The sequence below is a fragment of the Campylobacter concisus genome (assembly GCF_902460875.1).
Classification (GTDB): domain Bacteria; phylum Campylobacterota; class Campylobacteria; order Campylobacterales; family Campylobacteraceae; genus Campylobacter_A; species Campylobacter_A concisus_AA.
In genome coordinates this window covers 22076-42866 of the sequence record NZ_CABPVR010000008.1, presented here as the reverse complement: position 1 = coordinate 42866, position 20791 = coordinate 22076, and the positions used below count along the sequence as shown (strand labels likewise).

Here is a 20791-nt window from a genome sequence, read left to right as displayed (position 1 = left end):
ATTTGAAAATTTCACACGTTAGCACATTTAAAGTGGCGTTTTTTGATGTTGATAGCATGGAAGTGATGTGGCATGGCAACTACGTCAAGTACCTAGAAATGGCGCGCTGCGAGCTACTCGACAAGCTAGGGTACAACTACATAGCTATGAAAAAAGATGGTTACGCCTTTCCTATCGTAAAACTTGACGTAAAGTACGTGCGCCCAGCCTTTTTTAACGACGTCATAAAGGTCGCAACGACGCTTAGCGAGTGCGAAACATTTTTAAAATTTCACTATCTTATAGAAAATGAAAAGGGCGAAAAGCTAAGTGAGGCAAATACTGCGCAAGCTGTCATCGAGATGAAGAGCTTGCAAACTTGCTTTGAGATGCCAGAGGCTTTAAAAAAGGCGATTGAAGCTTACACGAAAAAGGAAAATTTATGAAAAAAATAACTCTTTTTTTAGCCATTTTTATATCTTGCTTTGGCTATGAGCTGAGTGAGCTTAAAAATATAGTAAAAACAGATGGCGTAAGCGGAAATTTCACGCAGACTAAGAGCCTGGCCGGCTTTAACAAAAGCATAAAAAGCTCGGGCGAGTTTAGACTAGAAAAGGGCGGTCTTTACTGGGATACGCTAGAGCCAGTCGTCTCAAAGGTTTTTATAAATAAAGATGGCATTTTTAAAAATGAAAATGGCAAGCTTGAAAAGACGAGTGCAAATTTTGACGAAAAGCTATTTCTTGCTATCATAAGCCTCGATGAAAACGAGCTTAGGAAAGAATTTGATATAAAAACAAGTGGCAGCCTAAAAGAGTGGAGCATAGAGCTAAGCCCTAAAAATTTACTCTTTAAACAAATTTTTAAATCTATAAAAATAAGCGGCGACGAGGCGGTAAAAAAGATCGAGCTTGACGAGATAAGCGGCGATAAAACGATAAATGAGTTTAGTGTAAAATGAAAAAACTAGCCACGATCTTGGCTTTTATCTTTGTTTTTTTAGCCTCGCTTGGATATTCGCTTGCGAGCCTAAAAAACGTCCAAACAGATATCTTTTCACTGATAAATTTCAAGGACGCCAAAGAGGCAAAGGTGCTAAAAGAGGTGCAAGATGAGATGGCGTCAAATTTTTTGGTACTAGTAAATTCCAAAGAACTAGCCAAAGACATGCAAAGCTTAGCACTTAAAAGCTCGCTTTTTAAGAGCTTTGAGGCGAACATTGACGTAAATTTAAATGATATAAAAAACGACATCAACCGCTCAAAGATCGCGCTTTTAAGTAGGGCTGATCTAGAGCTTTTAAAAAGCGATAAAAACGCCTTTTTCAAAAAGCGCGCAGAGGAAATTTTTAACAGTTTTAGCTTTAAGCTTTTAAATGTAAAAGATGATTTTTTCTCGCTAAGTAGTGGTTTTAGTGCAAAAAATGGCAATGTGAGCTTAAATTTAGCCGAGCTCATGCTTGAGGTAAAAGACGGAGAGAAGAGCTTTTTCTTGCTAAAAGGCGAGCTAAAAAAGGGGGCTTCGAGCGAGGGGCTAATAAAATTTTATAACGAGTTAAATGCGCTAAAAGTCGGACAAAATGAGCTTTTTATGCACTCAAGTGCCATCTATCAGGCGTTTTCAAAGCAAAAAAACGAGAGTGAGAGCCTTTATATGAGTGCGGTCTCGCTTAGTTTGACCGCTATATTTTTGATGCTTGCTTTTAGAAATTTGCGAATTTTTTATGTGATATTTATCGCCGCATTTGGCTTTAGCGTGGCATTTGCAGGCACTTTGCTCTGCCTTGGTGAGCTAAATATCCTTACTATTTTAATAAGCACAAGCCTCATTGGCCTCATGTTTGACTACGTCTTGCACTGGCTTAGCAAAAACGAGGGCGAAGTGATCAGGGCTAGTAGCATAAAAAATATGCTAAAAATTTTCTTGCTAGGCCTTCTTATCACGCTTAGTGGCTATCTAGCTTTTACATTTTCTGATCTTAGGCTGCTTAAAGAAGTGGCGCTATTTTCGGCGTTTGCACTAGTTGCTGCGTTTTTTGCTAGCTACTTTTTCATGCCTTTGGTCTTTGAAGGGGTGAAATTTTATAGATCAAAGGTTTTTGATAGGTTTTTAACTAAATTTTGCAAGCTCTCTGCCCTAGTTGCTAGGCATTTGGGGGTTAAATTTCTAGCTATCTCACTTATTTTGCTAGCTATTTTTCTTGTTTTTGATCTTAAAAATTTATCAAAAAGCGAAAACGTAAAAGACTACTCAAGTATGCCAAAGAGCCTGCTAGCGGACTCTTCTTATATCTTAAGTCTAACTGGAAATAATCAAAACACGATGATCGTGACAAGGTCTAGCGGTGACATTTTAGGAAGCGAAAAAAGCCTTTTAGACGAGCTAAAAAAGAGAAATTTGATAAAAGATGAGAGCTCGCTAAGTGATATGTTTTTAAGTAAAAGCGAGCAGGATGAGCTAAAAGAGGCGTTTAAAAAGGCGCTTGACGATGAGCAAATTTACGTGATTTATGAGAGATTTGGCTTTAGCAAGGATGAGATACGAAGCGAAATTTTAAAGGTTTTGGGCGAAAAAGAGCTTGGCGTGAGTGAAATTTTGGCTCTAAAATCAATGAAGAATTTTAAGAAATTTATGCTTGATGAAAATGCAAGTGTGGCTTACGCGAGTGGCTTTGTAAAAGGGGCGCAAAGTGATGAGGTGCTGAAGCGCCACAACGCTTTTAGTCTAAATTTTGCTGACTCGCTAAATGAGAGCCTAACTCAGGCAAAAGAGCTTGCTCTAAAGCTAAAAATAGCAGCGCTCGTGATCGCGTTTTTGCTGCTATGGTTTTACTTTAGTGCGCTTATTTCGGCACTTGTGATGGGCATCATCATCTTTGGTGTGCTTCTTGCGCTCTTTATCTTTGCTATTTTTGGCATAAATTTAAGCATTTTTGGTGTCTTTGGACTCATACTTGCAAGCGCTGTGGGGATTGATTACATGATATTTGCACTAAATGAGAGTCTTAGCGAAAAAGAGCGAATTTATGGGATATTTTGCGCATTTATCACAAGCTTTATTTCCTTTTGTGCCCTCTCTTTTAGTCAGACCGCCGCTCTTAGCGTATTTGGATTAAGCGTTAGCCTTTGCGTGCTGATATATGGGCTATGTGCTAGCGTTTTATCTTGTAAAAATATAAAAAATTAGTTTGATTTTTAGACTCCAAGCAGCTTGTCTAGCTTAGGGTTTTTGGCAAAAATTTTATTAATGGCTAGTTTTGCCTATGTCTGCATTTTATTTACCTCGTTTTGGATGTTTGAGGCTGAAATGAGATCAAATTTATACGGCAGCTTAAATAGCGATTTGTCTAGTTTTTTGCAAACACTACCCTTTTTAAAAGCTTTATTTTCCGCTTTCAAAAATACACTTATGGCTTACTAAATTTGCACGGCATGAGGCTAACGTAAGCTTGTATAAATTTGGCATAAGAGTTAAACTCACCACTGCTAATCTCGCTTATAAATTTATCTAACCCTCGCTCTTGCTATTTTGCGGGATATTACCTTCGCTAAGGTCTATGAGGTCATCCGCATAGATGACATAGTCGCGTATTTTATGAGCACTTGTCTATCTTTTGTGATGACTTCTTTACTCTCTTTATAGGCATATCCGCTAAAATTTTGCGCCAATGTATCCAAAGGCGAGTTACTTGCTTTTGTTTCGTCCGGCTACATCTTGGTGCAAATACAAATAACTAAGAAATGGCGAGCAACAATATCTTTTTAAATATTTTTAGCTTCCTAAATTTGGCTTTTAGATCTTTTGGTATAAAAATTTTTGGCTGGCTAAATTTCACTCAAGATTTTAAAGACAAATTTTTAAGCAAAAAATATCTCACTTTTTAGACGAAGCAAGCACAGATAGACGCTTAGTACGCTTTGCTCTCTAACGTAGTTGCGATCTCCTTTTAAAAGTAACCTCTCAACCTCGATGTTGCCGTTTCTATCGCCAGCTGCGACGTAGACTGTGCCAACTGGCTTGCTAGCCGTGCCCCCACCTGGTCCAGCTATACCGCTAATAGCAAGCGCAAAGTCCGCATTTGTCGTGCTTAGAGTGCCTTTTACCATCGCTTTTACGCAAGGCTCGCTCACAGCTCCGTAAGTATCTAAAATTTCATCCTCAACGCCCAGCCACTCGTGCTTTATGTGATTTGCGTAGGTTACTAGCGAGCCATCAAAGCTAGTTGAGACGCCTCCATATCTTGCAAATTTCGCCGCCGCAAGCCCAGCCGTGCAAGACTCGGCAAATGAAATTTTAAGCCCCTTTTGTATGAGTCTCTTTGCTACAAATTCGATCACGTCTTTTTGCGGGATAAATTTTTGCGAAAATAGCGTTTTTACACCTTGTAAAAAGCTCTCGATCTGGCCAAATTTATTACTTTTTGCCCTTACTAGTATCAAATTTGGCAGGATCTGCGCAAGAGTGATATCGACATCATAAGTTTTAGCAAGTGGCAGCATAAGGATCTTAGCGCTATCAGCGTCGATGTCTATTAGATGAAAGTAGCTAAAATCAGGCTCATACTCGGTAAGAAACTCGCCTAGCTCTTCATTTGGATTAGCTTTTATGAGATTTATCTGAGCGTTATTTAGGCTGGTTAAAAAGCTGTTTTTAGAGTAGTCTAAGCTATCTTTAAGCGCAAGTGTCGTGCTATCTTTTAGCTCGAGCGAGCCCCCAGTTAGCGTCGCTACGATCTTTGCAGCGATGGCAAAATTTTCATCCGAGCCAAAAATGCTTACAAAGTCGTAATCTTTTGATAAATTTTCGATGATAAAAGGTAGCTCTTTGCTATTTTTTGGAGCAAAACTAACCACTCCAAGCTCGCCAAAATGATCCTCGTAACTTTGAAAAATGTAGTTTAGAAATTCTCTATTTATCTCAAGATCTTCGCCTATTATCAAGATACTTTGTCTCATTTTTAAGCTCCTTTTTTTGCCTCATTATACTATTTTTCAGTGTGATTTAACCAGCACAGGTGTAAAATTAGCAAATTTTAAAATCAAGGTAAAAAATGGACTACAAAGAGACACTTTTACTCCCAGAGACAAATTTCCCGATGCGTGGAAATCTCCCACAAAATGAACCACAAAGACTAAAATCATGGTACGAAGAGCGCAAGGTTTATGAAAAAATGAAGAAAAACCGCCAAAATGCGGCTAAAAGCTTCAACATCCACGACGGCCCTCCGTATGCAAACGGACACCTTCACATCGGCCACGCGTTAAATAAAATTTTAAAAGATATCATCACAAAAACGCACTATTTTTACGGCGAAAACGTTCGCTACGTACCAGGTTGGGACTGCCATGGTTTGCCGATCGAGCAGCAAGTAGAAGTTAAGCTTGGCGATAAGAAAAAAGAGCTTAGCAAAGTCGAGATCAGGGAGCTTTGCAGGCAGCATGCGAGAGAATTTATAGATATCCAGCGTGACGAGTTTAAGAGCCTTGGCATCATCGGCGACTTTGAAAATCCATACATGACGATGAAATTTGAGTTTGAGGCTGACATCTACAAGGCACTTTGCGAGATCGCTAAAAAGGGGCTTTTGGTTGAAAGAAGCAAGCCGGTTTATTGGAGCTGGGCGGCTAGATCAGCGCTGGCTGAGGCTGAGGTTGAGTATGAGGAAAAAGAGGACTACTCTATTTACGTAGCATTTGGTCTTGATGGCGATGCGCTAGAAAAGCTTGGCGTAAAAGAGGCAAGCGCAGTCATCTGGACAACTACGCCTTGGACACTTCCAGCAAATCAAGCCATAAGCCTAAAACCAGATGAAATTTATGTGCTAACGGCTGAAAATTTGATCTTTGCAAAGCCACTACTTGAAAGCGTTGTGCAAAGTGGCCTAAGCAAGGGCGAGATCAAAAAAGAGTTTAAATCAAGCCTGCTTGAAAATACCCACGCGATAAATCCACTAAACGGCAGAAAGTCTAAATTTTTACTAGGCGATCACGTCATGATGGACGGGGGTACTGGACTTGTTCATACAGCTCCAGGTCACGGCGAGGACGACTACTACGTTTGTTTGAAATATGGCTTTAGCGAAATTTTGATGCCGGTTGATGATGGAGGCTGCTACGATGAGAGCATAAAACATCATGAGCTATTTAGAAGCGACGTGGTAGATGAGTTTGTCGGTATGCACATCTTTAAAGCAAATGAGAAAATTTTAGAGCTACTTGGCAAAAGCTTGCTTAGCGTCTCTAAATTTAGACACTCTTATCCATTCTGCTGGAGAACGCACAAACCTGTCATTTATAGAGCCACAAAGCAGTGGTTTATTGCTATGGACGAGGCTAAACTAGGTGGCAAAACGCTTAGACAAACAGCGCTAAAAGAGCTTGAAAAGGTTAAATTTTACCCAAGCGTAGGCATAAAAAGAATAGGCTCGATGATAGAAAATCGCCCAGACTGGTGCATCTCTCGTCAGCGTGACTGGGGCGTGCCTATCGCGTTTTTCAGAGATAAAGCGACAAAAGAAGTTATATTTGATAGTGAAATTTTAGACCACATCGTGGCTATCTTTAAAGAAAAAGGCGCTGATGCGTGGTGGGCGCTAAGCATAGACGAGCTTTTACCAAAGGGCACAAAATACAAGTCTGAAAATTTAGAAAAAGTGATGGACATCCTTGACGTTTGGTTTGATAGCGGCTCGACGTGGCATGCGGTCTTGCAAAGCGACAACTACGACGCTGGCAAATACCCTGCAAGCATGTATCTAGAGGGCTCAGATCAGCACCGCGGCTGGTTTCAAAGCTCGATTCTAGTAAGCACAGCTATAAATTCTCACGCACCTTATGAGAGCATCCTAACTCACGGCTTTACAGTCGATGCTAAGGGCGAGAAGATGAGCAAAAGTAAGGGCAACGTCATCGCTCCACAAGACGTGGCTAAGACTCACGGCGTGGAAATTTTACGCCTTTGGGTTGGCATGAGTGATTATTCAAGCGACCTAAAAATAAGCGAAGATATATTAAAACAAATAAGCGAGCAATACCGCAAAATACGCAACACTATACGCTTTTTACTAGCAAACGTAAATGATCTTGAAAGCTTAAATACAGAGTTTAACATCCTTGATAAGTGGATATTAGCACGTGCTAAAAAGGTCTTTGACGAGGCGAGCGCTTGCTTTAGAAATTATGACTTTTCAAAGGGCTTTAACATCCTTTTAAATTTCTTATCAGCCGATCTTAGTGGCGTCTATCTTGACGTTTGTAAAGATAGACTTTACTGCGACGCAAAAGACGCCCCAAGAAGAAGATCAGCTCAAAGCGCAATGGCTATCATCACAAAGGCACTTTTGCCACTCATCGCCCCAACGCTTACTTACACCGTTGATGAGGTGATGGACTATGCTCCAAAGATCATCAAAGGCGAGGCAAAAGACGCGTTTGACCTAGTCTATGAGCCAATCAAATTTGACCTTAGCTTCGAAGATGAGCTGCTTTTTGCTAGCAGGGAGAAATTTAACGAGATCGTGGATATTCTTAAGAAGGACAAAAAGATAAAATCAACTCTAGAGCTAAGCCTAGAGACCACAAACCACAACATCACAAGCTACGACGAGCGCGAAGTGGCTGATCTTTACATGGTAAGCTCGGTTAAAGCTTATGATGATAGCGAGCCGTTAGCTGAGTTTGAGCTTGAGGGCGATAAATTTAAGATCATAGCAAGCAACCTTCACAAATGCCCAAGATGCTGGAAATTTAACGCTAGCAAAGAAGATGCGCTATGCCCAAGATGCGAAGAGGTCATAAGTGCTAAGTGAGCCAGTAAGCGCAACTATCATAATAGCAACGATCGCTGCGGTGGTCGTTGCTAGCTTGTTTGGCATATTTTTGGTTAATAAATTTAAAGGATAAAAATAGTGGTAACTTTAAAAGAAGCTTTGAAATTTTCAGCTGAAGAGATAAAAAATTTAAGAGCCGAGCTTGAGGCAAAGATCATAAAAGAAAAAGAGCTTGGCGCTTATGTCGAGCAGCTAGCAAATTTAGAGATCGCAAAACTAGGCGAGGGCGTGCCTATCGCTATAAAAGACAACATCCAAGTAGAAGGCTGGAGTGTCACGTGCGCTTCTAAAATTTTACAAGGCTACGTAGCACCATATAATGCAACCGTTATCGAGAAGCTACTTAGCAAAAATTTAGCTCCATTTGGCCGCACAAATATGGACGAATTTGCGATGGGAAGCACGACTGAGAGCTCATTTTACGGCAAAACACTAAACCCACTAAATCACGCTCACGTCCCAGGTGGCAGTAGCGGTGGCTCAGCAGCAGCAGTCGCAGCCGGCCTTGCAGTAGCCGCACTTGGTAGCGACACTGGTGGCTCGATCCGCCAGCCAGCAGCATTTTGCGGATGCGTAGGGCTTAAGCCAACTTACGGCAGAGTGAGCAGATATGGCCTTGGCGCCTACTCAAGCAGCCTTGATCAAATAGGACCTATCGCTCAAAACGTAGAAGATGCAGCCATTTTATATGACGCGATCGCTGGACACGATCCAAAAGATAGCACGAGCGCAGATGTGCCGTTTGTGAGCGTGAGCGACAAGATAGATGGCAATAAAAAGCTAAAAATTTGTGTTATCAAAAACTACGTCGAAAATGCAAGCGAGCAGACAAAAGCTGCTTTAAATTTAGCGATCGAGAAGCTAAAATCACACGGTCATAGCGTAACTTACACAAATTTTGAAGACTCAAAATACGACGTCGCAACCTACTACATAATAGCAACCGCAGAGGCAAGCGCAAATTTAAGCCGCTACGATGGCGTAAGATACGGCAGACGCGCAGATGCTAGAAATTTAAAAGAGCTATATATAAACTCACGCTCTGAAGGCTTTGGTGAAGAGGTAAAAAGAAGAATTTTGCTTGGTACGTTTGTATTAAGTAGCGGATATTACGATGCTTACTACATCAAAGCGCAAAAAGCAAGAGCGCATATAAAAGCTCAATACGAGAAAATTTTAGAAGAAAATGACCTTATCTTCATGCCAGTTGCTCCAAGCACAGCTTATAAATTTGGAGCACACAGTGATCCGCTTCAAGCCTATCTAAGCGACATCTACACGATCAGCGTAAATTTAGCAGGCCTACCAGCTATCTCTGTGCCAGTTGGCAAAGATGATCAAAATTTAAACGTGAGCGCCCAGCTCATCGCAAAAGCGTGGGACGAACAGACCTTGATAAATGGTGCTAAGAGCCTAGAAAATTTAATAAAAGGATAAAAATATGAAGATAGTAAAGAGAGCTTTAACATTTGAGGATGTGCTTCTTGTGCCGCAATACTCTGAAATTTTGCCAAAGCAAGTTGATGTAAAAACCAGGATCAGCAAAAACGTCACGCTAAATATCCCGATCGTCTCTGCTGCGATGGATACGGTGACTGAGCATAGAACTGCTATCATGATGGCAAGGCTGGGCGGTATCGGCGTCATCCACAAAAATATGGACGTCGAAAGCCAAGCAAAAGAGGTCAAACGCGTCAAAAAAAGCGAAAGTGGCGTCATCATCGATCCTATCTTTATAAATCCAGAAGCGACCGTGGCTGAAGCTCTAAGCCTTATGTCAGATCTTCATATTTCAGGCGTTCCAGTCATCGACAAAGACCGTAAACTAATAGGAATTTTAACAAACCGCGATTTGAGATTTGAGACAAATATGAGCACTTTGGTAAAAGACCGCATGACAAAAGCACCGCTTATCACTGCGCCAAAGGGCTGCACTCTTGATGATGCGGAGAAAATTTTCTCTCAAAACAGAGTTGAGAAGCTACCTATCGTCGATAAAGACGGCAGACTTGACGGACTTATCACCATAAAAGATCTAAAAAAACGTAAAGAGTATCCAAACGCAAACAAAGATAGCTACGGCAGACTTCGCGTGGCTGCAGCTATTGGTGTGGGTCAGCTTGACCGTGCTAAAGCTCTTGTTGATGCTGGCGTAGATGTCATCGTCATCGACTCAGCTCACGGCCACTCAAAGGGCATCATCGACACTTTAAAAGAGGTAAAAGCAAATTTTAAAGTTGATGTCGTAGCTGGCAATATCGCAAACCCAGCAGCCGTAAAAGACCTAGCAGAAGCAGGAGCTGACGGCATAAAAGTGGGTATCGGACCAGGATCTATTTGCACCACAAGGATCGTTGCTGGCGTTGGCGTGCCTCAAATTTCAGCGATTGACGACTGTGCAAGCGAAGCAGCGAAATATGGTATCCCAGTTATCGCTGACGGCGGACTAAAATACTCAGGCGACGTGGCAAAAGCCCTTGCAGCAGGTGCAGCTTGCGTTATGGCAGGTAGCTTACTTGCAGGTTGCGAGGAGAGCCCAGGCGAGCTTATAACATTCCAAGGTCGCCAGTATAAAGTATATCGTGGCATGGGCTCAATAGGCGCTATGACAAAGGGCAGTTCAGACCGCTACTTTCAAGAGGGCACCGCTCAAGACAAGCTAGTGCCTGAAGGTATCGAAGGCCGTGTGCCATTTGCTGGTAGCATAAAAGATGTGATCCATCAGCTAATAGGTGGCCTAAGAAGCGCTATGGGCTATGTCGGCGCAAAAGATATCCCAACTCTTCAAGAAAGAGCTGAATTTGTCGAGATAACAAGCGCAGGACTAAAAGAGAGCCACGTCCACGACGTAGTTATCACTCACGAGGCACCAAACTACAAAGTTAATTAGTGTTAAACCTGCAAACTAGAACTATTAAATTTAACGAGCCACTCTATCTTGAGAGTGGCCGTATGCTATCAAATTTCAAGCTTATTTATGAGACTTACGGCACGCTAAATGCTGATAAAAGCAACGTTATCGTAATCTGTCACGCCCTAACTGGCTCACACCACGCTGCTGGCACATACGCAGGAGATGAGAAAGCTGGCTGGTGGGACGGGCTAATAGGCAGCAAAAAGGCGGTTGATACCGATAAATTTTACGTTATTTGCGTAAATATCTTAGGCTCGTGCTTTGGCTCGACCTCGCCGCTAAGCGTTGATAGAAGTAGTGGCAAAGAGTATAGGCTAAATTTCCCAGTCCTTGCCATAAGCGACGTGGTAAAGGCGCAGATGAGGCTATTTAGCGAGCTTGGCATCACGAGGGCAAGAGCCGTGATAGGCGGCAGTCTTGGCGGTATGCAGGCACTTTGCTACGCTATCGAGTTTCCAGAATTTGCGCAAGATATCATAATGCTTGCAAGCACCTATCAGACAAAGCCTTGGGCGATAGCGTTTAATAAAATAGCCATCGAAGCCATTTTAAACGATGAAAATTTCAAAAACGGCGAATATGACGTGGAATTTATAAGAAAAAATGGGCTAAAAGGTATGGCTTACGGCAGGATGGCAGGGCACATCAGCTTTTTAAGCCCTGATAGCATGGATAAAAAATTTGGACGCAACTACGTCGAAACTGACGGCCTTTACGATCTTTTTGGACATTTTCAGGTCGATCGCTATATGGAGTATAACGGCTATAACTTCCCAAAGAGGTTTGACCCGCTAAGCTACCTATACATCGTAAAGATGATGAATATCTTTGACTGCACAAGGCACTACGATAGCCTAAAAGACGCCCTTGCGCCGATCAAAGCAAATCTGCATCTAATCGCTTTCAAAGGCGATTTACTCTTTCCGCCAAGCTGCATGAGAGAAATTTATGACGCACTTTGCGAGATGGGCAGAGGCGCAAAGACAAATTTTGTAGAGATAGATAGCAACTACGGCCATGACGCCTTTTTGGTCGAGATAGAAAAATTTGATGGATATATAAAAAATATATTAAAAGGATAGAAAATGGAGCAAAAAGAGCAAAGTTTTGAAGAGAAATTAGCCCTAGCTGATAAAATTTTAAACGATCTAAACAAAGATGATGTGAGCTTAGAAAATAGCATAAAGCTGCACGAGCAGGGCAAAAAGCTCTTAAATGAAGCAAGAGAAATTTTAGAAAACGCAAAACTTAGCATAAAGCAGGTGGATGATGAGTAGAATTTGTGCTCTTCAGCTACCAACGCAACCTTTGAGCGAGGCAAGGCTTGATTATTATCTAAAAATTTGTGCGGACGAAAATGCAAGGCTAGTTGTCCTTGGTGAATATGTGCTAAATAGCTTCTTTAAAGAGCTCATTAGCATGCCAAAAAGCCTTATAAAAGAGCAAAGCGAGCGCAAAAAAGAGGCTCTTTTTGCAATGGCAAAAAAGTATGATCTAAATATCGTTGCACCCATTGTAAATTTAAAAGGCAAGGAAATTTTTAAAAGTCTAGCTAAATTTACCTCAACACAAGTAAAGCTATATGATCAGCAAATTCTAATGCCTTACGCTCACTGGAATGAGGCGAAATTCTTTAATAACACAAGCGATGAGCTAAATTTGCCTGTCTTTACATATGATAAATTTAAGGTTGGCGTCATGTTTGGCTATGAGGCGCACTTTGATGTGTGCTGGGCCTATATGAGCGCTAAGAAGGTCGATATCGTGCTCGTGCCAACGGCTTGTACATTTTTCTCGCAGGCGCGCTGGGAGGAGCTTTTAAAGGTTAGAGCCTTTACAAACAACGTCTACGTGCTGCGCGTAAACCGCGTAGGAAGCCACAAAAGTGACGACGAGCAGTGGAGTTTTTATGGCGATTCGATGCTTATTAATCCGTTTGGCGAAGTTAAAAATAGGCTCGGAAAAAATGAAGAGATGATGATAGATGAGCTTAGCAAAAAGGAGCTTAGCGATGCTAGAAGTACTTGGGGTTTTATGCAGATAGAGGCGAAATTTAAAAGATAAAACGCTATGCCTAGGTAGAAAAGAGCAAATTTAGCAAAAGTTATCACGATTACGAGTTGGGTAATGTGACATTACGACTACGAGAATGAGCGCTCTTTAAAGGAATTTTGGAGTGAAATTTGAAACGAAGCGAGATTGAAAAATATATAAAAGAGAAATTTAACATTTTAGGCGAGCAAATTTTCCCAAAATATCCAAATTTTAGTGTATTTCGTCATAAGAAAAATGAGAAGTGGTTTGCGCTACTTATGCAGCTAAGCGCTAGCAAGCTTGGTCTTGAAAGTGACGAGATGATAGAGGTTTTAAATCTAAAATGTAGCCCAGATCTAGCCATGGTGCTAGTTGATGAGAGGCAAATTTTTAAAGCATATCATATGAATAAAAAGCACTGGATAAGCGTAAATTTAAACTCCAAAATCTCACAAAAAACCGTTTTTGACCTGATAGATGAAAGCTTTAGCTTAAGCAAATAAAAGCCATTTTCAGCCTTAAATTTAGTAGTTTTTGTTAAAATCACAAAAAATTTAAGGATAAAATTTGCAAGAGTTAAACAACGAGATCAAAAAAGTCCATTTCATAGGCATCGGCGGCATTGGTATCTCAGCCATCGCTAGATTTTTACACGAAAAGGGCCACAAGATAAGCGGCAGCGACATCAAAGAGAGCAAGACGACGCTTGAACTAAAAGATGAAGGCATCGAGGTCATCACGCCACACTGCAAAGAGGCGATAAAAGACCAAGATTTTGTGGTCTATTCAGCCGCGATAAAAGAGGACAACATCGAGCTAGTGGAGGCCAGAAGAAAGGGCATAAAGTGCTTTTCAAGAAAAGAAATTTTGCCTTACGTGCTTGAAGATAAGTGCGTTTTCGCAGTTGCTGGCGCACACGGTAAGAGCACGACTTCAGCGATGCTAGCAAGCCTCATTGAAGGCTCAGTCATCATCGGCGCCATCTCAAAGCAGTTTGGCTCAAATATGCGCTACGCAAAAAGCGACAACGTCGTATTTGAAGCTGATGAGAGCGATTCTAGCTTTCTAAACTCAAACCCATATCTAGCCATCGTCACAAACGCAGAGCCAGAGCACATGGAGCACTACGACTACGATCTAGCTAAATTTTACGCAGCTTACAAGGGTTTTTTGGAGCGCGCGAAAGTTAGGGTGATAAACGCTGAGGACGAGTTTTTAAGCACGCTTAAGCTTGATGCGATCAGGCTTTATCCAAGCAGTGATATCACCGAGCTTACGATGGTGGTAAGAGACTATCAGCCATATACCAGCTTTAATCTTAAAAATTTAGGCAAATTTGAAGCCTTTGGCATGGGCGAGCACATCGCCATAGACGCATCTTTAGCCATCCTTGCTGCGATGCACGAGACGCCGCTAAAAGACATCAGAGAAAATTTACTAAATTTTAAAGGCATCAAAAAGCGTTTTGACATACTTAGTGCAAACAAAAATTTCGTCCTAATCGACGACTACGCGCACCATCCAACTGAGATAAAAGCGACGTTAAAATCAGTCTTTGAATACGCCAAAATTTTAGGCATAAACAGCGTCACAGCGATATTTCAGCCACACCGCTACACAAGACTTAGCACAAATTTAGCTGGCTTTAAAGAGTGCTTTAAGGGTGTTGATGAGCTTGTCATCTTGCCAGTATATGCAGCTGGAGAAAGTCCGATCGAAGTTGATATGAAGAGCGAGTTTAGCGAGTATAACCCGATCTTTACCGATAAGGTCGAGAGGGTTGAAGAGGGGATAGAATTTACAGATGAATTTGGCGTGAAAAACCGCCTAAGTGACGGCATCGTAGTTGGCTTTGGAGCGGGCGATATCAGCGTGCAGCTAAGAGGCGGGTACTAATGGATCTAAGCACTTTCAAGCCTCAAGATGAAAATGAAATTTTAAAAGAGATAAATGAAAAAGAGTTAAGCGAGGATGAAATTTCAAGCCTTATAAATTTAGGCAAAAAAGATATCTTGATCGCTCTTGCAAGGTCGCAAAAGCTAAGCAGCACTCAGATAAAAGAGATGCTGCCAAATGCCCCGTATATGGCTATTTGCTTGCTGGTTGAAAAGCAAGATATCAGCGAGGTTAAGGCTGAAATTTTAGAAAAGATCGAACCTCATGCTGAGCTTTACAAAGAGCTCATTGCAAAGTATAAAGGCGTGAAATGGTAAGAAATTTGATCCTAATCGCTGGCTTGATCGTGCTTTTTGGAGCGATCTGGGCGATAAAAGATGAAAAGATCAGCAAAGGCATAAAAGCGCTCGTTAGTGCGGTGCTTGTAGTGATCCTTATTTGCGTCTATTTTTACGAAGAGAATTTATCAAAAAACGAGGATGCCATCTCAAAGCTAGTTAGCGATTTTAAGCAGGGCAAAACACTAAAATGCGGCGAATACAACGTGAGCGCTGAGAAATTTAACTACGAATTTGGCACGGCGTCATTTTTAGCTAAAAGAGAATTTAGCGATCTCTCAGGCGTTATCGTGCCTATAAAAAGTTGCGAGCAATGACTGAAGAGATATTTTTAAAGCTCGATCTAGGTGAGTATCTGGATAAATTTAACTCCTTTTTAGCAAGGCAAAAACCGCTATTTTTACAAGGCGATAGCAAAATCCACTTTGAAAACATAAACGAGCTTTCAAAGTATGACTTCAAGGCACCAGGCGAGATAAAAAACCTAGATGACGCACTTATGAGACTTAGCAAGCAAGCGGTGCTTCACATCAGTGAAATTTACGAGTTTGCAAAGATTATTAAGTATTTTTCGTATCTAAAAAAGCAAAAATTTGAAGGTAGGCTTGGCGAGTGGATCGCAAAGGTAGAAATCCCTGAAGCGATGAGCCAGATGGCAAACAGCTTTGATGAAAACGGCGAGTTTAGCGACAGTGTGGATGAGAGATTTTACGCGATAAAGCAGGCTTTTAGCGAGAAAAAGCGCCAGATCGATGCCGAGCTTAAAAAGCTCATCTACTCAAAGCACATCACGCCCTATCTAGTCGATACTCAGACGCACTACATCAACTCGCAAGAGGCACTTTTGGTGCGTGGAGGTTTTAATCACGCCCTAAAAGGCACCGTGATCGCTAGAAGCTCGGGCGGCTACTTCTACGTCGCTCCTGCAAGCACCGAGCGCCTAAAAAAGGAGCAAAGCGAGCTACTTGATAGAAAAGAGGAGATCATTTTTGAGCACTGTAAGAAATTTAGCTTGCAGATGAGCAAGAGCCTGCTTTTTTTGAAATTTATAAATAACGCTTTTGATCAGTTTGACGCATATCAAGCTCGTGTAAATTTGGCTAGATCGCGTGACTATGAGTTTGTTTTACCAAACAGCTCGCACGTCATCAGGCTTGAGAATTTTGCCCATCCAGCGCTAAAAAACCCAAAAAGCGTGAGTGTGGATTTTAGTAAAAAAGTGCTTTTAATAACTGGCGTAAATGCTGGCGGTAAGTCGATGCTTTTAAAATCGATCATCTCAGCCACGCTACTTGCAAAGTATCTGCTGCCTATGCGTATCGATGCAAACCGCTCAACGATCGGCTCTTTTAAAGAATTTGACGCGATCATAGAAGATCCGCAAAGCGTGAAAAACGACATCTCGACCTTTGCTGGCAGGATGGTGCATTTTGCAAAGCTTTTTACTAAAAAATCGATCATCATAGGCATCGACGAGATCGAGCTTGGTACCGACTTTGAGGAGGCTGCGAGCTTGTATGGCGTCATGATAGAGCGCCTTATCACTCAAGATATCAAAATGATCATCACGACCCACCACAAGCGCCTTGCGATGTTGCTAGCTAAAAACAAAGAGGTTGAGCTAGTGGCGGCACTTTACGACGAGGTGGTTCAAAGGCCAAAATTTGAGTTTTTGAAGGGCACGATCGGCAAGTCTTACGCCTTTGAAACGGCGGCAAGATACGGCATATCTCAAAATTTAGTGGCTCAGGCAAAGAAAATTTATGGCGAAGATAAAGAGAATTTAAACGAGATCATCACAAAGACGCTAAATTTACAAACTAAGCTTGATGAGGGGATAAAAGAGGTCACGACAAAAGAGGAGCGGCTGGAGCGCTTGCTTGAGGAGCAAAAAGAGCTAAAAGAAAAAAACGAGATCAAGCTAAATGCGACTATTTCACGTCTGGAAAAAGAGTATTTTGAAGCAATAAATGCGGCAAAAGCTGTTATAAATTTCAAGGACATTAAAGACAAGCAAAGAGCGCTAAACGTGGCAAATGAGAAAAAAGCTGCCATCGTTAAGCCTAAGAAAACTGAGCGCGAGAGCCTAAAAGTAGGCGATAGAGTGAAGTATGAAAATATAAAAGGCACGGTTTTAAGCATCTCTAAAAACGATGCGATGATCGAGTCAAATGGCATAAATTTACGCGTGCCACTAGAGCTTTTAAGAAAAAATGGCAATGAAGTTGTTTTGCCTAAAAAAGGTGGCGTGAGTTTAAGTGTCGATAAGCCAAAAACGGCCTCACTCTCGATTGATCTGCACGGCATGAGAGCTGACGAGGCGATAGCAAAACTTGATAAATTTATCTCAGATAGTCTTGTTATGGGATTTGATGAGGTTAGCGTATTTCACGGCATCGGCACTGGTAAGCTTGCCTTTGCTGTCAAAAATTTCTTAAAAGAGCATCCAAGCGTGAAAGAGTTTTTTGATGCACCGGCAAATCAAGGCGGATATGGAGCTAAAATAGTCAGGCTTTAACTTCTTCCTAAAAGTTAAAATTTATTTTAAGGCTGATATAATCAGGGTAAGTACACAAAATAAGGGAAGTAACTTTTGAGTAACAAGGACGAGCAAACGGGCAAAAATCTAAACATCACTAAAACGATTATAGGTTTAGTGTTTGTTTTGGGAAGTATTTTTTTAGTCGAAAACCTGGCAGTTTTTTATTTTAAATTTAATAATGCTTCTGCTGAAAATGGTTTTAATCTTCGAAAGAAAGTTGATTATTTGACATATCAATATGTTGATTATTTCAAAAATGTCAGCAAATATGATGTCGCAAATTTCCAATCTTACATTAACGATAGTGCTATGGGTGATGTCCTTTTATTAAAGGATGATAATAAAAATGGATACAAGGTCGTAGCGTCTTCAGATAAAAGAATAATAAATCAAGAATTTAACGACAAAAGCTGTGGAAACATCTTTGCTCATAATTTCCAAAAAGATTATTTTTGGGCAAAAATTTTGCCAGAAAATGCTGCTCAAGTTTGTATGTTTGTACCGGTCGGAGAGTATATATTAGGCTTTAAAGGAAAGGTTGATCAACGTATTACTGGTACGCATGATGAGTACTTTTTTGAGTGGCTTTTAAATAATATGGCCTTAACATTCATCTTAAGCCTCGTTGGCGCAATAGTTGCTTTGTCTACTTGTATATGGTATGCGGTCAAGTACATAAAAGAAAAAAATAACTATAACGCATTAAAAACAGATGCTAAAAAACAGATAGAAGAGCTTGGAGAAAAGCTTTATATAGATCCAATGACTGGACTTTTAAATAAAACAGCATTGGTGCGTGATATTAATAGCTATGAAAATCCTAAAGTAGTGCTTATAGATATTGACGATTTTGGTAAGATGAATGACTTTTACGGTAAATTTGCATGTGATCAGATTTTGGTAAAGATGGCTGATTTGATCAGTGAATTTGCCAAAGATGAGAATATGAAGGCTTACTGTATAGAAGCAGATAGGTTTGCTCTAGTAGAAGATAGCGATAGCTTTATCGATAGATATGAAGATATGGTTGAAGATTTGATAGAAATTTTTAAAGGTCGTATGCTAAGTATAGTCGATGAAGATGGTAGAGAGATAGAAGGTATCGAGATACATAGTACAATAGGCTTTGCTCTTGATAGTGACCAAACACTAAGAAAAGCAACAATAGCATTAAAAACAGCAAAAGAGCAAGATAAAGACTATGTTTGTTATTTCAAAGGGCTAAATCAAAAAGAGGAATACGCAACTCAAATAGAACGCTCTAAACTGATACAATACGCCACTATAAATAACAATATTGTTCCTTATTTTCAGCCGATAGTTAATGATCAAAAGGTACCTGTAAAATATGAATGTTTGATAAGACTTTTAGATAGAGGCGATGTTATATCACCAAATGTCTTTTTAGATATCTCAAAGCGCATTAAACGTTATGCTGATCTTGAGAAACAACTCATTAAAAAGTGTTTTAAGCAGCTTGTAGAGGATAAGAATTTAGTACTTTCTATAAATTTAAGCAGCAGAGATATGATTGATGGTGATGTTAGCTCACTTGTTTTAAATTTATTGAACAAGCACAATGTTGCTGGTAGAGTAGTGTTTGAGATCGTTGAAGATGAAGAGCTTAAAAATTTAGAGAGAGTTTCAAATTTTATTGAGCGTGTAAAAAGCATGGGCGCAAAAATTGCTATTGATGATTTTGGCTCAGGATATTCAAATTTTTCTTACATTATAAAGATCAAGCCTGACTACGTGAAGATCGATGGCTCTATTATAAAAGATATAGACATAAATAAAGATTCACACTCTATCGCAAGTGCGATCGTGGCATTTGCAAAAGACCTTGGTATAAAAACTATTGCTGAATATGTGCATTCAAAAGAGATATTTGAAATCTGTAAAGAGATCGGCGTAGATGAGTTCCAGGGCTTTTATTTTGGTGCACCAGAGCGTGCCGGCTCATAAGGCACTTAGTGGTAATTAGCTTTTTAAAAGAGCTTTTAAGCTTTCGCTCTATCACACCTAATGATGCTGGAAGCTTAGAACTTATCGCTAAATTTTTGCCTGATTTTGAGGCGAAATTTATAGAAAAAAATGGCACAAAAAATCTCATACTTTCTAAAATTTATGGAGATGGCGAGCATCTAGCTTTTGCAGGGCATGTTGATGTCGTGCCTCCAGGAGATGGCTGGCAGAGTGAACCATTTACCCCGCTAGAAAAAGATGGCTACATCTACGCAAGAGGTGCACAGGATATGAAAAGTGGCGTGGCTGCTTTTGTTTGTGCTGCTAAAGATGCGAAATTTGATGGCAAGCTAAGCCTCGTATTAACAAGCGACGAAGAGGGCGATGGCACATATGGTACGCCTTTAGCACTTGAATATTTACGCGAAATAAATGATTTGCCAAAATTTTGCGTAGTGGCTGAGCCAACTTGCGATAAAGAATTTGGTGATAGCATAAAAGTTGGCAGACGTGGCTCGATAAATGGCAAGATCGTGATAAAGGGTGTTCAAGGGCATGTGGCATATCCTGAAAAGTGTGTAAATCCGGTAAATTTGATAGCTCCACTTTTAAATAAGATAGCTGATCACGATATGGACGCTGGGAGCGAATTTTTTAGTCCAAGCAAGATCGTGGTAACTGATATCAGAGGTGGTATGCAAGTTTGTAACGTCACACCAAGTGAGCTTAGCATAATGTTTAATGTGAGAAACTCAAATTTAACTGACGTAAATGACGTTGAGGGCTATCTTAGAGACGTTTTAAAGGGGCTTGATTACGAGCTTAGTATAAAACAAAGCTCAAAGAGATTTTTAACAAACAAAGATAGCAAAATCGTAAAAAATTTAATAGCTTCTGTCACAAAGATCACCCGAGTCACGCCACTTTTAAACACAAAAGGCGGCACTAGCGATGCAAGGCACTTTGCTAGCTTTGGTGTAGATGCGATAGAATTTGGCGTCATAAACGACCGCATACACGCTAAAAACGAGCGAGTTAGTGTTGATGAGGTAAATAAACTTTATGAAATTTTTAAAGCGTCCATATCGTGATCAGCTATCTTATTTAAAAGTGGAGCTATCAAATTTACCGGATTTACACACTTTTCAGGATATGCCACATGCCCTTGAACACCCTTTATCACGATCTTGCCATTTATCGAGCCACGTCTGCCAACTTTTATGCTATCACCAAATTCTTTATCGCAAGTTGGCTCAGCCACTACGCAAAATTTTGGCAAATCATTTATTTCGCGT

19 protein-coding genes and 1 pseudogene are annotated in these 20791 nt (G+C 40.7%); 16 read left to right on the top strand and 4 right to left on the bottom strand.

Features of this window, described 5'->3' with window-relative positions; translation table 11 throughout:
• Window positions 1-2: 2 nt before the first annotated feature.
• The 3 genes from F3H01_RS05885 to F3H01_RS05875 are packed head-to-tail and all read left to right on the top strand — an operon-like array spanning window position 3 to window position 3165.
• Window positions 3-425 carry an acyl-CoA thioesterase gene (locus F3H01_RS05885; protein ID WP_223155381.1) on the top strand — a complete coding sequence of 141 codons (423 nt, stop codon included), beginning with the start codon at window positions 3-5 and terminating at the stop codon, window positions 423-425.
• Entirely contained in the window at window positions 422-940 is a 519-nt protein-coding gene (locus tag F3H01_RS05880; RefSeq protein WP_149725165.1) for a LolA family protein, read from the top strand. The genes F3H01_RS05885 and F3H01_RS05880 overlap by 4 nt, the downstream gene beginning before the upstream one ends.
• On the top strand, window positions 937-3165 hold the full coding sequence (locus tag F3H01_RS05875) for an MMPL family transporter (RefSeq protein ID WP_149725164.1): 2229 nt from the start codon (window positions 937-939) through the stop codon (window positions 3163-3165). The genes F3H01_RS05880 and F3H01_RS05875 overlap by 4 nt, the downstream gene beginning before the upstream one ends.
• Window positions 3166-3239: 74 nt before the next feature.
• Here the strand turns inward: F3H01_RS05875 and F3H01_RS09205 are convergent, their stop codons facing one another.
• The 3 genes from F3H01_RS09205 to F3H01_RS05870 all read right to left on the bottom strand — a co-directional run bounded on the left by F3H01_RS09205 (window position 3240) and on the right by F3H01_RS05870 (window position 4934).
• Window positions 3240-3377: a hypothetical protein gene (locus tag F3H01_RS09205; RefSeq protein WP_188116357.1), complete on the bottom strand. Its 138-nt coding sequence runs from the start codon at window positions 3375-3377 to the stop codon at window positions 3240-3242.
• A gap of 156 nt (window positions 3378-3533) precedes the next feature.
• On the bottom strand, window positions 3534-3656 hold the full coding sequence (locus tag F3H01_RS09570; protein WP_262483515.1) for a hypothetical protein: 123 nt from the start codon (window positions 3654-3656) through the stop codon (window positions 3534-3536).
• Window positions 3657-3836: 180 nt separating this feature from the next.
• Window positions 3837-4934, bottom strand: a complete 1098-nt coding sequence (locus F3H01_RS05870) for a CinA family protein (protein WP_149725163.1) — start codon at window positions 4932-4934, stop codon at window positions 3837-3839.
• 95 nt (window positions 4935-5029) lie between these two features.
• Here F3H01_RS05870 and ileS point away from each other — a divergent pair, with 95 nt between their 5' ends.
• The 13 genes from ileS (at window position 5030) to dapE (ending at window position 20587) form a co-directional block, all read left to right on the top strand.
• A complete protein-coding gene (ileS, locus tag F3H01_RS05865; RefSeq protein WP_149725162.1) occupies window positions 5030-7786 on the top strand; it encodes an isoleucine--tRNA ligase in 2757 nt (918 codons plus the stop codon).
• A gap of 99 nt (window positions 7787-7885) precedes the next feature.
• The gene (gatA, locus tag F3H01_RS05860) at window positions 7886-9244 is read left to right on the top strand and encodes an Asp-tRNA(Asn)/Glu-tRNA(Gln) amidotransferase subunit GatA (protein ID WP_149725161.1); all 1359 of its coding nucleotides are present in this window, start codon (window positions 7886-7888) and stop codon (window positions 9242-9244) included.
• Window positions 9245-9248: 4 nt separating this feature from the next.
• Window positions 9249-10697, top strand: coding sequence for an IMP dehydrogenase (gene guaB / locus F3H01_RS05855; RefSeq protein WP_149725160.1), 1449 nt, complete (start codon window positions 9249-9251; stop codon window positions 10695-10697).
• Window positions 10697-11803: a homoserine O-acetyltransferase MetX gene (metX, locus tag F3H01_RS05850; protein ID WP_149725159.1), complete on the top strand. Its 1107-nt coding sequence runs from the start codon at window positions 10697-10699 to the stop codon at window positions 11801-11803. The genes guaB and metX overlap by 1 nt, the downstream gene beginning before the upstream one ends.
• 3 nt (window positions 11804-11806) lie before the next feature.
• Entirely contained in the window at window positions 11807-11998 is a 192-nt protein-coding gene (xseB, locus tag F3H01_RS05845) for an exodeoxyribonuclease VII small subunit (protein ID WP_004317712.1), read from the top strand.
• A complete protein-coding gene (locus F3H01_RS05840) occupies window positions 11991-12785 on the top strand; it encodes a carbon-nitrogen hydrolase family protein (protein ID WP_149725223.1) in 795 nt (264 codons plus the stop codon). The genes xseB and F3H01_RS05840 overlap by 8 nt, the downstream gene beginning before the upstream one ends.
• 119 nt (window positions 12786-12904) lie before the next feature.
• Window positions 12905-13258, top strand: a complete 354-nt coding sequence (locus tag F3H01_RS05835) for an MmcQ/YjbR family DNA-binding protein (RefSeq protein WP_149725158.1) — start codon at window positions 12905-12907, stop codon at window positions 13256-13258.
• Window positions 13259-13343: 85 nt separating this feature from the next.
• Entirely contained in the window at window positions 13344-14651 is a 1308-nt protein-coding gene (gene murC, locus F3H01_RS05830; protein ID WP_149725222.1) for a UDP-N-acetylmuramate--L-alanine ligase, read from the top strand.
• Complete coding sequence (locus F3H01_RS05825; protein WP_107686722.1) at window positions 14651-14968, top strand: hypothetical protein; 318 nt, start codon at window positions 14651-14653, stop codon at window positions 14966-14968. Before murC ends, F3H01_RS05825 begins: the two co-directional genes overlap by 1 nt.
• Window positions 14962-15306 carry a hypothetical protein gene (locus F3H01_RS05820; RefSeq protein ID WP_149725157.1) on the top strand — a complete coding sequence of 115 codons (345 nt, stop codon included), beginning with the start codon at window positions 14962-14964 and terminating at the stop codon, window positions 15304-15306. The genes F3H01_RS05825 and F3H01_RS05820 overlap by 7 nt, the downstream gene beginning before the upstream one ends.
• A complete protein-coding gene (locus F3H01_RS05815; RefSeq protein ID WP_149725156.1) occupies window positions 15303-17507 on the top strand; it encodes an endonuclease MutS2 in 2205 nt (734 codons plus the stop codon). Before F3H01_RS05820 ends, F3H01_RS05815 begins: the two co-directional genes overlap by 4 nt.
• 249 nt (window positions 17508-17756) lie before the next feature.
• The gene (locus F3H01_RS05810) at window positions 17757-19496 is read left to right on the top strand and encodes an EAL domain-containing protein (RefSeq protein ID WP_223155380.1); all 1740 of its coding nucleotides are present in this window, start codon (window positions 17757-17759) and stop codon (window positions 19494-19496) included.
• Window positions 19497-19504: 8 nt separating this feature from the next.
• Window positions 19505-20587, top strand: a complete 1083-nt coding sequence (gene dapE / locus F3H01_RS05805; RefSeq protein WP_149725154.1) for a succinyl-diaminopimelate desuccinylase — start codon at window positions 19505-19507, stop codon at window positions 20585-20587.
• Here dapE and F3H01_RS05800 read toward each other — a convergent pair.
• Window positions 20575-20791: pseudogene (locus F3H01_RS05800) on the bottom strand (peptidase dimerization domain-containing protein); the annotation flags it as partial. The gene dapE and the pseudogene F3H01_RS05800 sit on opposite strands and share 13 nt — an antisense overlap.

What these genes read in the sequence shown, in the direction of transcription:
- F3H01_RS05880 (WP_149725165.1), top strand. Translation starts at nt 422, where the DNA reads ATGAAAAAAATAACTCTTTTTTTAGCCATTTTTATATCTTGCTTTGGC.
- F3H01_RS05875 (WP_149725164.1), top strand. Translation starts at nt 937, where the DNA reads ATGAAAAAACTAGCCACGATCTTGGCTTTTATCTTTGTTTTTTTAGCC.
- F3H01_RS05870 (WP_149725163.1), bottom strand. Translation starts at nt 4,934, where the DNA reads ATGAGACAAAGTATCTTGATAATAGGCGAAGATCTTGAGATAAATAGA.
- ileS (WP_149725162.1), top strand. Translation starts at nt 5,030, where the DNA reads ATGGACTACAAAGAGACACTTTTACTCCCAGAGACAAATTTCCCGATG.
- guaB (WP_149725160.1), top strand. Translation starts at nt 9,249, where the DNA reads ATGAAGATAGTAAAGAGAGCTTTAACATTTGAGGATGTGCTTCTTGTG.
- xseB (WP_004317712.1), top strand. Translation starts at nt 11,807, where the DNA reads ATGGAGCAAAAAGAGCAAAGTTTTGAAGAGAAATTAGCCCTAGCTGAT.
- F3H01_RS05840 (WP_149725223.1), top strand. Translation starts at nt 11,991, where the DNA reads ATGAGTAGAATTTGTGCTCTTCAGCTACCAACGCAACCTTTGAGCGAG.
- F3H01_RS05825 (WP_107686722.1), top strand. Translation starts at nt 14,651, where the DNA reads ATGGATCTAAGCACTTTCAAGCCTCAAGATGAAAATGAAATTTTAAAA.
- F3H01_RS05820 (WP_149725157.1), top strand. Translation starts at nt 14,962, where the DNA reads ATGGTAAGAAATTTGATCCTAATCGCTGGCTTGATCGTGCTTTTTGGA.
- F3H01_RS05815 (WP_149725156.1), top strand. Translation starts at nt 15,303, where the DNA reads ATGACTGAAGAGATATTTTTAAAGCTCGATCTAGGTGAGTATCTGGAT.